11 protein-coding genes and 1 tRNA gene are annotated in these 14,660 nt (G+C 58.3%); 11 read left to right on the top strand and 1 reads right to left on the bottom strand.

Annotated elements, in window-relative coordinates; translation table 11 throughout:
- Positions 1-4 precede the first annotated feature (4 nt).
- The 9 genes from infB (at position 5) to trfA (ending at position 10,234) form a co-directional block, all read left to right on the top strand.
- Positions 5-2,518, top strand: a complete 2,514-nt coding sequence (gene infB, locus CRO75_RS24005; RefSeq protein ID WP_007920879.1) for a translation initiation factor IF-2 — start codon at positions 5-7, stop codon at positions 2,516-2,518.
- Between the two features lie 159 nt (positions 2,519-2,677).
- Positions 2,678-3,073, top strand: a complete 396-nt coding sequence (gene rbfA / locus CRO75_RS24000; RefSeq protein WP_007920881.1) for a 30S ribosome-binding factor RbfA — start codon at positions 2,678-2,680, stop codon at positions 3,071-3,073.
- A 3-nt stretch (positions 3,074-3,076) separates the two neighbouring features.
- Entirely contained in the window at positions 3,077-3,994 is a 918-nt protein-coding gene (gene truB / locus CRO75_RS23995) for a tRNA pseudouridine(55) synthase TruB (RefSeq protein WP_007920884.1), read from the top strand.
- A gap of 141 nt (positions 3,995-4,135) precedes the next feature.
- Complete coding sequence (rpsO, locus tag CRO75_RS23990) at positions 4,136-4,405, top strand: 30S ribosomal protein S15 (protein WP_009042128.1); 270 nt, start codon at positions 4,136-4,138, stop codon at positions 4,403-4,405.
- 196 nt (positions 4,406-4,601) lie between these two features.
- A complete protein-coding gene (gene pnp, locus CRO75_RS23985) occupies positions 4,602-6,707 on the top strand; it encodes a polyribonucleotide nucleotidyltransferase (RefSeq protein ID WP_097138652.1) in 2,106 nt (701 codons plus the stop codon).
- Positions 6,708-6,845: 138 nt separating this feature from the next.
- Positions 6,846-6,921, top strand: a tRNA-Thr gene (locus CRO75_RS23980).
- Positions 6,922-7,087: 166 nt separating this feature from the next.
- Complete coding sequence (locus CRO75_RS33330; protein WP_239990633.1) at positions 7,088-8,047, top strand: integrase arm-type DNA-binding domain-containing protein; 960 nt, start codon at positions 7,088-7,090, stop codon at positions 8,045-8,047.
- 139 nt (positions 8,048-8,186) lie between these two features.
- The gene (locus CRO75_RS23970) at positions 8,187-8,390 is read left to right on the top strand and encodes an AlpA family phage regulatory protein (RefSeq protein ID WP_097138650.1); all 204 of its coding nucleotides are present in this window, start codon (positions 8,187-8,189) and stop codon (positions 8,388-8,390) included.
- Positions 8,391-8,395: 5 nt separating this feature from the next.
- Positions 8,396-10,234: a plasmid replication initiator TrfA gene (trfA, locus tag CRO75_RS23965; protein WP_097138647.1), complete on the top strand. Its 1,839-nt coding sequence runs from the start codon at positions 8,396-8,398 to the stop codon at positions 10,232-10,234.
- Between the two features lie 79 nt (positions 10,235-10,313).
- On the opposite strand, the gene CRO75_RS23960 is transcribed toward trfA, so the two are convergent.
- Complete coding sequence (locus tag CRO75_RS23960) at positions 10,314-10,706, bottom strand: hypothetical protein (protein WP_239990632.1); 393 nt, start codon at positions 10,704-10,706, stop codon at positions 10,314-10,316.
- Between CRO75_RS23960 and CRO75_RS23955 the strand changes: the two genes are divergently transcribed.
- On the top strand, positions 10,681-11,091 hold the full coding sequence (locus tag CRO75_RS23955) for a putative toxin-antitoxin system toxin component, PIN family (RefSeq protein ID WP_097138643.1): 411 nt from the start codon (positions 10,681-10,683) through the stop codon (positions 11,089-11,091). The genes CRO75_RS23960 and CRO75_RS23955 overlap by 26 nt on opposite strands.
- Positions 11,092-11,094: 3 nt before the next feature.
- Entirely contained in the window at positions 11,095-14,091 is a 2,997-nt protein-coding gene (locus CRO75_RS23950) for a Tn3 family transposase (protein WP_097138641.1), read from the top strand.
- Positions 14,092-14,660: the final 569 nt, after the last annotated feature.

The raw sequence follows: 14,660 nt of genomic DNA, 5'->3' as shown, positions 1-14,660 counted from the left end.
GTGCATGACGCAAGTCACGGTGAAACAACTGGCCGATGAGGTCAAAACACCGGTAGAGCGCCTGTTGCAGCAGATGCGTGAGGCAGGTCTGCCGCACACCGCCGCCGAGGAACATGTGACCGACAGTGAGAAGCAATCGTTGCTGACTCACTTGAAGAGCAGCCACAAGGCGAAAGTGGAAGAACCGCGCAAGATCACGTTGCAGCGTAAAACCACCAGCACCCTGCGCGTGGCCGGCAGCAAAAGCATCAGCGTTGAAGTACGCAAGAAGAAAGTCTTCGTACAGCGCAGCCCGGAAGAAATCGAAGCCGAGCGCCAGCGTGAACTGGAAGAACGTCGCGCAGTAGAAAATGCTGCACGTCAGAAGGCTGAAGAAGAAGCCAAGCGTCGCGCCGAAGAAGAAGCGCGTCGCCAGCCTGCTGCTGCGCAACCTGCTGCCGTTGAAGCGGTTGCCGCACCTGCGGTGGTTGCCGAGCCGATTGTTGAAGATGTTCCTGTTGTCGCTCCAGCGCCGGTCGCTGAAGTGCGCAAGAAGGACGAGCAGCGTCGCCCGGACAAGAGCCGTAACGACGACAACCGTCGTGGTGGCGATGGCGAGCGTAAAAACGCTCCGCATCGTGCTTCCGTCAAGGAAAAGGCTCCGGCTCCACGCGTTGCCCCACGTACCACCGACGAAGAAAGCGATGGCTTCCGTCGTGGTGGTCGCGGCAAGGCCAAGCTGAAGAAACGCAACGCTCACGGCTTCCAGAGCCCAACCGGCCCGGTCGTGCGTGAAGTGAAGATCGGCGAAACCATCACTGTTGGCGATCTCGCCCAGCAGATGTCGGTCAAGGCTGCCGAAATCATCAAGTTCATGTTCAAGCTGGGCACACCGGCCACCATCAACCAGGTACTGGACCAGGAAACTGCCCAGCTGGTTGCTGAAGAACTGGGCCACAAAGTGACCCTGATCAGCGACACCGCCCTGGAAGATTCTCTGGCCGAGTCCCTGAAGTTTGAAGGTGAAGCGGTTCCTCGTGCGCCAGTCGTGACCGTAATGGGTCACGTTGACCACGGTAAGACCTCGCTGCTCGACTACATCCGTCGTGCCAAGGTAGCGGCTGGCGAAGCCGGCGGCATCACCCAGCACATCGGTGCGTACCACGTTGAAACCGAACGCGGCATGGTCACCTTCCTCGATACCCCGGGTCACGCCGCGTTTACCGCCATGCGTGCTCGTGGTGCCAAGGCGACCGACATCGTGATCCTGGTGGTTGCAGCGGACGACGGCGTGATGCCGCAGACCGTTGAAGCCGTTCAGCACGCTCAGGCGGCTGGCGTACCTCTGGTGGTCGCGGTGAACAAGATCGACAAGCCGGGTGCCGACCTCGATCGCATCCGTAGCGAACTGTCGGTTCACGGCGTGACTTCCGAAGACTGGGGTGGCGATACTCCATTCGTTCCGGTTTCCGCGAAGATGGGTACCGGCGTCGACGAATTGCTCGAAGCCGTACTGCTGCAGGCCGAAGTGCTCGAACTAACCGCCACTCCTTCGGCTCCTGGCCGTGGTGTCGTGGTTGAATCGCGTCTCGACAAGGGCCGTGGCCCGGTGGCGACCGTACTGGTTCAGGACGGTACCCTGCGTCAAGGCGACATGGTGCTGGTCGGCTCGAACTATGGCCGCGTGCGCGCCATGCTCGACGAGAACGGCAAGCCGATCAAGGAAGCCGGTCCGGCCATTCCGGTCGAGATCCTCGGCCTGGACGGTACCCCGGACGCTGGCGACGAGATGAGCGTGGTTGCCGACGAGAAGAAAGCCCGTGAAGTGGCTCTGTTCCGTCAAGGCAAGTTCCGCGAAGTCAAACTGGCTCGCGCTCACGCCGGCAAGCTGGAAAACATCTTCGAAAGCATGGGCCAGGAAGAGAAGAAGACGCTCAACATCGTCCTCAAATCCGACGTCCGTGGTTCGCTGGAAGCTCTGCAAGGCGCTCTGAACGGCCTGGGCAACGACGAAGTGCAAGTGCGCGTAGTCGGCGGCGGCGTCGGTGGTATCACCGAAAGCGACGCCAACCTGGCCCTGGCTTCCAACGCTGTCCTGTTCGGCTTCAACGTGCGTGCCGATGCCGGCGCTCGCAAGATCGTCGAGCAGGAAGGTTTGGATATGCGTTATTACAACGTGATCTACGACATCATCGAAGACGTCAAGAAAGCCTTGACCGGTATGCTGGGCAGCGACGTTCGGGAGAACATCCTGGGTGTTGCCGAGGTTCGTGACGTGTTCCGTTCGCCGAAGTTCGGCGCGATCGCCGGTTGCATGGTGATCGAGGGTGTCGTTCACCGTAACCGTCCAATCCGTGTACTGCGTGAAGACATCGTTATCTTCGAAGGCGAGCTGGAATCCCTGCGCCGCTTCAAGGATGACGCTTCCGAAGTGCGTGCCGGCATGGAATGCGGTATCGGCGTGAAGAGCTACAACGACGTCAAAGTCGGCGACAAGATCGAAGTCTTCGAGAAGGTTCAGGTTGCTCGCAGCCTCTAACTCGCGCACTTCAAGAGCCATGATGGCCAGTTGCATGCAAATGCACGGCGCATCGTCCGGACTCTAAACGCAACGCCCGGTCTGGCTTCTGTCAGGCCGGGCGTTTGCCGCTTTCAGACCTTGCGGGTTTCACCGCGAGGCAGCAACAGGTAACAAGACATGGCAAAAGAATACAGCCGTACCCAACGTATCGGCGACCAGATGCAGCGTGAGCTCGCTCAGCTGATCCGTCGTGAAGTCAAAGATCCGCGCGTCGGCCTGGTCACCATCACCGCCGTTGAAGTCAGCCGTGACGTCGGTCACGCCAAGATCTTCATCACCGTGATGGGCCAGGACAACGCTGACGATATCGCTCAGAGCATCAAGGTGCTCAATTCGGCCGCCGGCTTCCTGCGTATGCAGCTGGCTCGCGAGATGAAGTTGCGCAGCGTTCCACAACTGCACTTCCACTACGACGAAAGCGTCGTGCGGGGTGCGCATCTGTCGGCCCTGATCGAGCGCGCCGTGGCCGAAGACAGCCAGCACGCCGCTACACCCGAAGACGCCAAGGAGTAAGCGGTGGCTCAGGTCAAGCGTATCCGTCGTAACGTCAGCGGTATCATCCTGCTCGACAAGCCGCTGGGGTTCACCTCCAACGCGGCGCTGCAGAAAGTCCGCTGGTTGCTCAACGCCGAGAAGGCCGGGCATACCGGCAGCCTCGATCCCCTGGCCACCGGCGTGTTGCCGTTGTGCTTTGGCGAGGCGACCAAGTTCTCGCAATACCTGCTCGATTCCGACAAGGGTTACGAAACCCTGATGCAGTTGGGCAAGACCACCACCACGGCCGATGCCGAGGGTGAAGTCCTGCAGACTCGCGAAGTGACCGTTGGTCGCGCCGATATTGAAGCGGTGCTGCCGGAATTTCGTGGGCAAATCAGCCAGATACCGCCGATGTACTCGGCCCTCAAGCGTGATGGCCAGCCACTTTACAAGCTGGCCCGTGCAGGCGAAGTGGTGGAGCGCGAAGCGCGTTCTGTTACTATTGCGCGCTTGGAATTACTGGCCTTTGAAGGCGATACTGCGCGGCTAGCGGTGGACTGCAGCAAAGGCACCTATATTCGCACCCTGGTGGAGGATATCGGTGAGAAGCTGGGTTGTGGTGCATATGTCGCGGAACTGCGTCGCACCCAGGCCGGCCCTTTCAGTCTGGCCCAGACCGTCACGCTGGAAGAGCTTGAAGCGGTACATGCCGAAGGCGGAAACGAAGCGGTGGATCGCTTCCTGATGCCATCGGACAGCGGCCTGCTGGATTGGCCGCTGCTGCAGTTCTCCGAGCACAGCGCGTTCTACTGGCTCAACGGCCAGCCGGTACGGGCTCCCGATGCACCGAAGTTCGGCATGGTGCGGGTACAGGATCATAACGGTCGCTTTATCGGTATCGGTGAAGTGAGCGAAGACGGGCGCATCGCGCCGCGTCGACTGATTCGGTCGGAATGACCGGAAACCAGCCTGTGTAACAGCAGGCTGGAGAGGGTGGCTGTTAACAGGCACGGTCACAGCTCATTTATAGATACGGGGATTTGTCCCTGGCCTGTTGGTGGCGTTTCTCGGAACGCTGCCTTTTGAGAGGAAAGCCAAATGGCACTCAGCGTTGAAGAAAAAGCTCAAATCGTAACCGACTACCAGCAAGCTGTTGGTGACACTGGTTCGCCAGAAGTGCAAGTTGCACTGCTGACCGCCAACATCAACAAACTGCAAGGTCACTTCAAGGCCAACGGTAAAGACCACCACTCCCGTCGTGGTCTGATCCGCATGGTTAACCAGCGTCGTAAGCTGCTGGACTACCTGAAAGGCAAAGACCTGAGCCGTTACAGCGCTCTGATCGGTCGCCTGGGTCTGCGTCGCTAATCAGCGATTGCGCTAGAGGTTGGTTGTTTGCCGTGCGTCAGTGGGTTTCCCGCAGGCGCATGGCAGGCTCCCAGCCTCAAGTTTTATCTGGACCGTAGTTTTACCTGGACAATAAAGGCCGGGCCGATTCCCGGGATTGCCCAAGAATTTCGCAAGAAACCAGTTCCCCCAAGAGCCACAAAGAAGGTAGGACACCGTGAACCCGGTAATCAAAAAATTCCAGTTCGGTCAGTCGACCGTTACCCTCGAGACTGGCCGTATCGCCCGTCAGGCCTCCGGCGCAGTATTGGTCACCGTTGACGACGACGTCAGCGTATTGGTGACCGTGGTTGGCGCCAAGCAAGCCGATCCAGGCAAGGGTTTCTTCCCTCTGTCTGTTCACTACCAGGAAAAGACTTACGCTGCCGGTAAGATCCCTGGCGGTTTCTTCAAGCGTGAAGGCCGTCCTTCCGAGAAAGAAACCCTGACCTCGCGTCTGATCGACCGCCCGATTCGCCCTCTGTTCCCAGAAGGCTTCATGAACGAAGTGCAGGTTGTCTGCACCGTGGTTTCCACCAGCAAGAAGACCGATCCGGACATCGCTGCGATGATCGGTACCTCGGCTGCGCTGGCGATTTCCGGCATTCCTTTCGATGGTCCGATCGGTGCTGCCCGCGTTGCTTTCCACGAAAGCACCGGCTACCTGCTGAACCCGACTTACGAGCAGCTTCAGGCATCTAGTCTGGACATGGTCGTAGCCGGTACCGAAGAAGCGGTACTGATGGTTGAATCGGAAGCCAAAGAGCTGACCGAAGACCAGATGCTGGGCGCCGTACTGTTCGCCCACGACGAATTCCAGGCCGTTATCCAGGCCGTCAAAGAGCTGGCTACCGAAGCCGCCAAGCCAACCTGGGACTGGGCTCCGGCTCCAGAAGCCACCGACCTGCTGGGCGCTATCCGCTCCGAGTTCGGCGAAGCGATCTCCCAGGCTTACACCATCACCGTCAAGGCCGACCGTTATGCACGCCTGGGCGAGCTGAAAGACCTGGTCGTCGCCAAGCTGTCCGGCGAAGAAGGCCAGCCTTCCGCTGCCGATGTCAAAGCCGCTTTCGGTGAAATCGAATACCGCACCGTTCGCGAAAACATCGTCAACGGCAAGCCACGTATCGACGGCCGCGACACCCGCACCGTACGTCCACTGAACATCGAAGTCGGCGTTCTGCCGAAGACCCACGGTTCGGCCCTGTTCACCCGTGGCGAGACTCAGGCCCTGGTCGTCGCGACCCTGGGTACCGCCCGTGACGCACAGCTGCTGGACACTTTGGAAGGCGAGAAAAAAGACCCCTTCATGCTGCACTACAACTTCCCTCCGTTCTCGGTGGGCGAGTGTGGTCGCATGGGCGGCGCTGGTCGTCGTGAAATCGGTCACGGCCGTCTGGCCCGTCGTTCGGTCCAGGCCATGCTGCCAGCCGCCGACGTGTTCCCCTACACCATCCGCGTGGTATCGGAAATCACCGAGTCCAACGGTTCCAGCTCCATGGCTTCCGTGTGCGGTGCTTCCCTGGCGCTGATGGACGCTGGTGTGCCGATGAAGGCGCCGGTTGCCGGTATCGCCATGGGCCTGGTTAAAGAAGGCGAGAAATTCGCCGTCCTGACCGACATCCTGGGTGACGAAGACCACCTGGGCGACATGGACTTCAAGGTAGCCGGTACCGCCAAAGGCGTCACCGCGCTGCAGATGGACATCAAGATCAAGGGCATCACCGAAGAAATCATGGAGATCGCCCTGGGCCAGGCCCTGGAAGCTCGCCTGAACATCCTCGGCCAGATGAACCAGATCATTGGCCAGTCGCGTACCGAACTGTCGGCCAACGCTCCGACCATGATCGCGATGAAGATCGACACCGACAAAATCCGTGATGTCATCGGTAAAGGCGGCGCGACCATCCGTGCGATCTGCGAAGAGACCAAGGCTTCGATCGACATCGAAGACGACGGCTCGATCAAGATCTTCGGCGAAACCAAGGAAGCCGCAGAAGCTGCGCGTCAGCGCGTTCTGGGCATCACCGCGGAAGCCGAGATCGGCAAGATCTACGTTGGCAAGGTTGAGCGCATCGTCGACTTCGGCGCATTCGTCAACATCCTGCCTGGCAAGGACGGTCTGGTTCACATCTCCATGCTGAGCGATGCTCGCGTCGAGAAAGTGACCGACATCCTGAAAGAAGGTCAGGAAGTGGAAGTGCTGGTGCTGGACGTGGACAACCGCGGCCGTATCAAGCTGTCCATCAAAGACGTGGCAGCAGCCAAGGCTTCGGGCGTTTAAGACCCCCTGACGCTGTAAGCTGAACAAGCAAACGCCCCGACTGGTTCGGGGCGTTTTGCTATCTGCCGCTTGTGCCTTGCTCCCTGCCGGGCGGGTGACATGGCAAAACCCCGGTCCCGGTGCTAGGTTTAGCCCAGCGCCCGTGTAGCTCAGCCGGTAGAGCAGCGCACTCGTAACGCGAAGGTCGCAGGTTCGATTCCTGTCTCGGGCACCATTAAATAGATTCATGCAGTACCAAGCGGTTGCATGAGTCCATCAAGAGGTCAACCTAGTGAGGGCTTCTTGTTCCGTGCAGTGCCATCCGGTCTCACCCAAGCGCTTGTCATCTGAGTGCCTCTGCGAGTACCTTTGGGTTGTTCAATAATCTATGGGTACTCGGTATGCCATTGACGGCTTTGCAGGTGAAGAATGCTGCGCCACGCGAGAGGGACTATGGCCTTGCCGATGGCGGTGGTCTATTCCTCTGGATTCGAGCGGTAGGCGGCAAATCGTGGCGCTTCCGATTTCGTCTGGATGGCAAGCAGTCGCATATTTCCCTTGGCACCATCAACAAGGTAACGCTCGCACAGGCGAGGCAGCTTGCTTCTGACGCTCGCCAGCTTGTGGCTCAGGGGCGGCACCCTGGGCTTGAGAGGAAGGTCGCGCGTGCCCAAGCGGCGATCTCTCGCGCTAATACGTTTAAGAGTCTCGCGCTGGAGTGGCATCAGCATAAGTCGCTGCGCTGGTCGGCAGGTTATGCCGGTGACGTTATGGAGGCTTTCGAGCTGGACATCTTCCCCCAGGTGGGAAATTTGCCGTTAACCGACATCAAGCCTATGCACTGGTTACAGGTCTTCCGCCGCATAGAGGCGCGAGGGGCATTGGAGAAGCTGCGCAAGGTCCGGCAACGGTGTCAGGAGGTTTACCGTTTCGCGATTGCCACGGGGCGTGCCGAGTACAACCCCATCGCAGACATCGGAGGGGCACTGCAGACCCCTAGCGAATGGGTGTTGACTGCCGGTATTGAGCCTCCAGAGTTTATATTGGGTCTCTGGGCGGACGAGCATGCTAAGAAGAATGATAAAGGCGGGGAGCTCAAGACAAAGGAGCTTAACGCTATTGGGAAAATAGTAAGTGGCCTTATTGAGTTGGTTAAGGAGGTTCATAATGCTCATGCTGAGTCGGCAATGGGTGATGAAGCCAATAGGCGTGCTGAAAGAATTATAAAAGCTGCATCTAGACTTAACTCAGATCGTAAGAATTTTTGCCCGTACATGGCAATCATATCGCTTGCTGACGATGCAGGAATTGATATGGTGAAAGACCATAGAACTCTAGAGAGGTACGCGAAGGGGAAGTGATCCCGTTGCGGATTTGAGATCCCATAGGGGGGCGTTTTTTTGGCATTTCCTTGAAAAAGTTGCAAATGCCAAGACCACCTCGCATGACGTGCCATTCAATCCATGGCCATCCAATCCGGTTCCAAGGAGACCCGACCAGATGGCTACTCAATCTGTCTCGCCAGCACTACTACGCCTTCCCGCTGTCTGCGCCCTGGTGGGGCTAAGCAAATCACAGATATATCGACTGATTCAGGCGGGAGAGTTTCCTGCGGCTATTTCGCTCGGCGCGAACTCTGTGGCCTGGCCTGCTGAGCGAGTTCATGTCTGGATTGCCGACAAAATCAACTCCTCAGCACAGTAGCTGAAATGCCGAGTTTGTCTCGACAGCTTGCTATGCTTGAGGAGCGGTCTCAGCCCTCACTCACGCGGCAACTCAAATTAGAGTCAAATCTAGACTCGCAGCTGCATTGTTTATTACCCCATTGGCCAGACTCTGTTCGGCGTGTACCAAACGTTGCCCTTCGTTCAGCGTTATTTGGCGCAATCAGCAAGGGACACCGCCCATACTTGGAGCGAGTGGAGATTCATGCCCAGGGCGGGATCAGTATTTTTTACACAGGAGCCCTTCTCGATCAGGGTGATTTGGATGTATGGGAAACCGTGCTGCACATGGCTCGGGCTCAGGAGTTGGGGGCGGAGTGCCGGGTGACGGCCTATCGACTCCTTAAGGAGCTCGGTAAAACCGATTCAGGAAAGAACCGCACGATTCTTGATAGGCACCTGAGCAGAATGAAGGCGACCGCCTTGCAGGTACGAGTAGGCGACCATTCGTACGAGGGGAGCTTGATTCACGAGGTCTACCGCGACCATGGAACTCGGTGTTATGTCATTCGACTGAATCCAATGCTTCGCGTATTTTTCCTTGGCGACCAGTTCACTGATGTGGATTGGTCTGTTCGCCAAGCGCTGCATGGAAAGCCGCTTGCGCAATGGCTGCATAGTTTCTATGAGCACAAGACGATCAAGCTCAACCTCGACGCCACGCAACTACTGGCCCATCTCAGCCATACGCACGGAGTGCTACCTGACAAATACCCCATCAAGAGAGGGCTCGGTGGCGGCGATCGCATGCAATGTGGCAGCCGGAACCTGAACGTTTCCGACTTTCTCACCAAGGAGCTCCATCTGCCTTGGCCAGAGGCTGCGGCCATTCTGCGTGATGTGTACGAACAACAGATCGCTAGTGCTTCTGCGATGCCGAGAGCCCGGATTAGCGGCAGTTTATGGGCGTCCTACCGTCAGACCTGGCCGGCTCGAACACAAGCAAGAGAGGCAGACTGGGCTTCACAGAGGGCTGACGAGGTGAAGCGCCGCGCTCATATTAAGTCGGCCTATCTCTTCGATCGCCAGCTGATAAAGGCTGACCTGGACAAGAAACCTAGTGAGCGAAAAGCGGCTTACTCGCTGGCCAGCATGCACAAGGTCATGGCCGATGCGCAGCTCTATCGTGAGATAGCCCTGGAGCGTCAGGTTCTACGCGAGAAGCACAGAGCACCAGGACACGATGGCTACAAGCGGTTCCTGGTAGTGCTGGCTAGCGATTGGAATACGAGCGCACTGACAGAGCTGCGGCGGCTGGCCTCCCCCGGTAAGAGCACGCCATCTAGTAACGGCTTCGGTGCAGGGCAGGAGCTGATGGCCTCTATGCCGGCGCTTTTGCCAGCTGTTCACTTCACCGTGAATCAGCGTGGAGATGTTACGTACTACGCAGACCACGAGAAGGCGCTAGCGATCCTGCTCGATGGTGGTCAGTTTGTGGAGGTGCTGGATGAGTCTGCTCGATCAGTTGAAGCTGGTCTGCGGCTTGCCGTACAGAAGTTTGGGAGTGCGCTCGATATACATGGCACTCCCGAGTTCCGGTCTCAGGTGCTCGATGTGGTGCTCAAGTCGGGGCTGCGGGTCACATTCAAAGACCCAGCCTTGGCGAATGAGCTCGCACAAATGAAGGCCCGAGCCGCCAGCATCGATGAGGAAGAAGCGAGTTACTCAAGGAAAACAGAGCAGCAGCTGGAGGCCGAATATGCAGGTGAGGCCTTTGATGATGACCGACACCGCGGGAAAGAAAGGAGCCTCAATACAGCCGAACAAGAGGCTCCATCCCCCGTCCGGCCAGGTCGTAGTCGGACATTCAGCCCCAGCCCATGATGGCTAGAGAACAAGGCCGTCAGCCATCTGTATGAGCATGGGGTTTGGGGAGCAACGGAACAGAAAGTGCACTTAAGCCCTACCAGCGTCGTTGAGTACCTTCTTCCCAGGCATCCGCCCCGATAAAGCAGTTGCGCATCTCGGCTTCCTGACTGATCTCGCTCAGCAGGTCATGCACCGCCTTATCCAATTCCTCGTCGCTCTGATAGGGAACTGTCAGTTCATAGTTTCCCGACTCCAGGCGCTTCACGCCCAATGGCTCCAGGCAATAGCGCTCAATGTTCTCCTTGGCCCTCTTCCGACCACGCACGAACTTGCTGTCGTTCTCCACCGCCAAACGCAACGTAACGGTGGCAACCCGTTCAACGTCCGACTCTGCCGGCGACACGACATTGCGCTGCTCGCCCCGCGGCTGAGGAAGCGCTCGACTGGGCACGTAAGCGCTGATGCGGGTCGTATTGGATACCAACATCCTGTTCAGTGCGCTGATCTCACCGCACGGGGCTCCCGATGCAATCTATCGGGCCTGGCGTTCGGCTCGCTTCGAGGTAGTGACCTCAAGGGCACAGCTCGATGAGATTCGTCGTGCCAGTCGTTACCCCAAGCTTCAGTCCATCCTGCAGCTTGCCGAAGTGGGGGCTATGATCAATAACCTACAACGTGCTGTGGTATTGGAACGGTTGATCATTGAGGTTGAAGCCGATGATCCGGATGACTCCTTTCTGCTGGCCATGGCATTGGCAGGAAATGCGGACTACCTGGTAACCGGTGATCGCCGCGCAGGCCTCTTGCAGCGTGGGCATATCGAACGCACGCGGATTGTCACCCCCACGGTGTTCTGCGCCGAGGTACTGTGATCGATGCCGGTTGGTTTTCTGACTCAGGAGCAGCGCGACGGCTTTGGTCGCTATGTCGATCCTCCTAGCCGCGAAGAGCTGGAACGCTACTTCCACCTGAGCGACGACGACCACAAAGCCCTCCTGCCTTTACGCGGCGAACACAACCGTCTCGGCTACGCCACGCAACTGACCAGCGTCCGCTACCTGGGAACCTTCCCTGAAGATTTTTCAGTCATTCCGGATGAGGTGCTGCAAGCGCTCAGCCGTCAGCTCGGCATCAATGATCCAACTTGCATCTTGGCCTATGCCGAAACCCGCCAACGTCAACGTCATGCCGGCAAGATTCAGGAGCGTTATGGTTATCGGGTGTTTGCTGACTCCATCGTCGGCTTTCGACTTGCCCGCTGGCTGTATGCGCTCTGCTGGACAGGGACAGATCGTCCTGGCGAGCTTTTCAATCGGGCGACGACCTGGTTGCTGACGCATAAGGTTTTACTGCCAGGCGTAACCGTACTGGAGCGGTTTATCGCCCAACTGCGTAGCCGGGTCGAAGAACGCCTCTGGCTCACCTTGGGCCGCAGCGTGACCGAGGAACAGAGACAGCATCTGCAAGATTTGCTGGTAGTGGCCGAAGGCAACCGTAGCTCCCGGCTGGATCAATTGCGCTCCGGCCCGGTAATGATCAGTGGTCCCGCGCTGGTCCGGGCGCTGCGACGACTCGATGACGTGTGCGGCATCGGCATCGTCTTGCCCGCAGCGGCGCATATCCCACCCAGCCGTATCGCGGCTCTGGCACGCTTTGCCAACACGGCCAAGGTCACAGCGATCAACCGGCTGCCGGCGTCGCGACGGATGGCGACGCTGGTGGCGTTCGCGCTTTGTCTGGAGGCGACTGCGCATGACGACGCCCTGGAAGTTCTGGAAGCCTTGCTGCGCGACCTGTTCAGCAACGCAGAGAGGGCCGACAAGAAAGCTCGGTTGCGTAGTCTAAAAGACCTGGATCGCTCGGCGGCAACGCTCGCCGCCGCATGCAAGGTGCTGCTGGATAGCTCGATTAGCGATGACAACGTCCGTGCCTGGCTGTTCAACGACCTGCCACGTATCACGCTGGAGAAAGCCCTCGAAGAGGTCACCGCGTTGATCCGTCCGGCCAACGATGTGTATTACCTCGCCCTGGAGCAGCGCTATCGCAGCGTGCGCCGTTTCCTTCCCGACCTATTGAAGCATATTTGCTTCGGCTTCAGCCCGGCTGGCAAGGGCGTGGCGGCTAGTCTGGACTGGTTGCAACTGAACCTACCTCGTAGAAAACCGGAAGATGATGCTCCGCAGGAGATCGTGGCCAAGGCTTGGCAACAGCACATCACCCGCGAAGGTGGCTCCCTCGACATGGGGGCCTATGTGTTCTGTACGCTTGATGCACTGCGCACGGCCTTACGCCGGCGCGATGTCTTTGTTTCACCCAGTTGGCGCTATGCCGACCCGCGTATCGGCCTGCTCGATGGTGCTGAATGGCTGACGGCGCGGCCGATCATCTGCCGCTCGCTGGGCCTGACCATCGATGCCAAAACCACCTTGGACGCCTTGTCTGTCGAGCTGGATGCAACGTGGCAGGCGGTCGCCGCCCGACTGCCCGACAACCCGGCCATTCAGTTGAGCGAGAACGCTGATGGTAAAACCGAACTGTCCCTCGGAGCGCTCGACAAGCTGGAGGAGCCTAACTCGCTGCTGCAATTACGTGCGGCTGTCGCCGACTTGATGCCGCGTGTCGATCTGCCGGAAATCCTTTTGGAAATCGCCGCCCGTACCGGCTTCGCTGAGGCCTTCACCCATGTGTCCGAACGCAATGCGCGGGCCGATAGCCTGGTGACGAGCCTGTGTGCAGTGCTTCTGGGCGGGGCCTGTAACACCGGTCTGGAACCATTGATCCGCAATGATAACCAAGCGCTGCGCCGTGACCGGCTGTCCTGGGTCAGTCAGAACTATCTCCGCGACGACACCCTGTCAGCAGCCAATGCCATTTTGGTGGCTGCTCAAAGCCAACTGGAACTGGCTCAGGTTTGGGGCGGCGGCGAGGTGGCCTCAGCCGATGGCATGCGTTTTGTCGTACCGGTGCGCACCGTGCATGCCGGCCCCAACCCGAAGTACTTCGGTACCGGCCGGGGCGTCACCTGGTACAACCTGATTTCTGATCAGTTCTCTGGCCTGAACGCTATCACGGTGCCCGGCACTTTGCGCGACAGCCTGGTACTGCTAGCGGTTGTGCTGGAACAACAGACCGAATTGCAGCCAACACAAATCATGACCGATACCGGTGCCTACAGCGATGTGGTGTTCGGGTTGTTCCGTCTGCTCGGCTATCACTTCTGTCCGCGCCTGGCTGATGTCGGCGGCACCCGCTTCTGGCGCACGCGCCCAGAGGCGGATTACGGCAAGCTCAACGGACTTGCCCGTCAGTCGGTCAAACTTGACCTGATCGCCGAGCACTGGGATGACTTGTTGCGCCTGGCGGGGTCGCTCAAGCTCGGCCGAGTACCAGCGACAGGCATCATGCGCACGCTGCAAACGGGGGATCGTCCGACCCGCTTGGCTCAGGCACTGGCTGAGTTCGGGCGGATTGAGAAAACGTTGCACACGCTGACCTACATCGATGATGAATCCAAGCGCCGGGCCACCCTGACCCAACTGAATCGCGGCGAAGGTCGGCACAGCCTGGCCCGCGCCGTGTTCCATGGCAAACGCGGCGAGCTTCGCCAGCGCTACCGAGAAGGTCAGGAGGATCAACTCGGCGCCTTGGGCTTGGTGGTAAACATCATCGTGCTGTGGAACACCCTCTACATGACGGCCGCCGTAGAACGGCTAAGGCAGCACGGCTATCCGGTGCAGGACGAGGATCTGGCTCGGCTGTCGCCGCTGATCTTCGAGCACATCAATATGTTAGGACGGTACTCCTTCGCGGTACCGGAAGAGGTCGCCCGAGGTGAGCTACGGCCGCTGCGCAATCCAGAGGACGATCAGTGATCCCTCCGGCAAAAAGGTCGCATCCTTCAGGGGTTGACCTGACCCGCTCCGACACCCTATCGGCGCTTTAGTCAGCGACACATATAACTATGCACACTTAGATTCACTCCCTCCCTTCAGCGCGCCTAATCCAGGTTTTCCGTTTTGAAAAAATTTGCGCGTTTTTTGAAAGACATGGCCATTGGGCGTTGTTTAGGCTGAAGCAGCCTCAGCAGCGGTGCTTTCCACGGAGCTGAGCCATGTTCATCAAACATCCTAATAGTTTGAGGTTGCAAATATGCAGTGAACCAGTGCTTCACTTCAAGGTAGAAGTGCAGACTCTGGATCACTCTGCCACGCTGTACAATGTTTTCATGCAGCAAACAATATACAGGGCGTGTTCATACATACTCGCCGCGAGTTGCGGCCAATGCACAGGAAAATTTGACCAGAAGAATTCTATAGTAGCGTAAACAAGAGCGGGTATCGCAAGCTCATGTTGGACTCCGGGAACTTTCTGGATACTTTTTAGAGAGGATAACCACAATACTTATTGGACAAAATTTGCATTACATGCAACCCGCTGTAAC

It is taken from the genome of Pseudomonas sp. LAMO17WK12:I10 (genome assembly GCF_900215185.1).
GTDB classification, from domain to species: Bacteria; Pseudomonadota; Gammaproteobacteria; order Pseudomonadales; family Pseudomonadaceae; genus Aquipseudomonas; species Aquipseudomonas chlororaphis.
Note: the sequence above shows the minus strand (reverse complement) of the source record. Positions and strands in the feature narration are given on the sequence as shown.

What these genes read in the sequence shown, in the direction of transcription:
- infB (WP_007920879.1), top strand. Translation starts at nt 5, where the DNA reads ATGACGCAAGTCACGGTGAAACAACTGGCCGATGAGGTCAAAACACCG.
- rbfA (WP_007920881.1), top strand. Translation starts at nt 2,678, where the DNA reads ATGGCAAAAGAATACAGCCGTACCCAACGTATCGGCGACCAGATGCAG.
- rpsO (WP_009042128.1), top strand. Translation starts at nt 4,136, where the DNA reads ATGGCACTCAGCGTTGAAGAAAAAGCTCAAATCGTAACCGACTACCAG.
- CRO75_RS33330 (WP_239990633.1), top strand. Translation starts at nt 7,088, where the DNA reads ATGCCATTGACGGCTTTGCAGGTGAAGAATGCTGCGCCACGCGAGAGG.
- CRO75_RS23970 (WP_097138650.1), top strand. Translation starts at nt 8,187, where the DNA reads ATGGCTACTCAATCTGTCTCGCCAGCACTACTACGCCTTCCCGCTGTC.
- trfA (WP_097138647.1), top strand. Translation starts at nt 8,396, where the DNA reads ATGCCGAGTTTGTCTCGACAGCTTGCTATGCTTGAGGAGCGGTCTCAG.
- CRO75_RS23955 (WP_097138643.1), top strand. Translation starts at nt 10,681, where the DNA reads ATGCGGGTCGTATTGGATACCAACATCCTGTTCAGTGCGCTGATCTCA.
- CRO75_RS23960 (WP_239990632.1), bottom strand. Translation starts at nt 10,706, where the DNA reads ATGTTGGTATCCAATACGACCCGCATCAGCGCTTACGTGCCCAGTCGA.
- CRO75_RS23950 (WP_097138641.1), top strand. Translation starts at nt 11,095, where the DNA reads ATGCCGGTTGGTTTTCTGACTCAGGAGCAGCGCGACGGCTTTGGTCGC.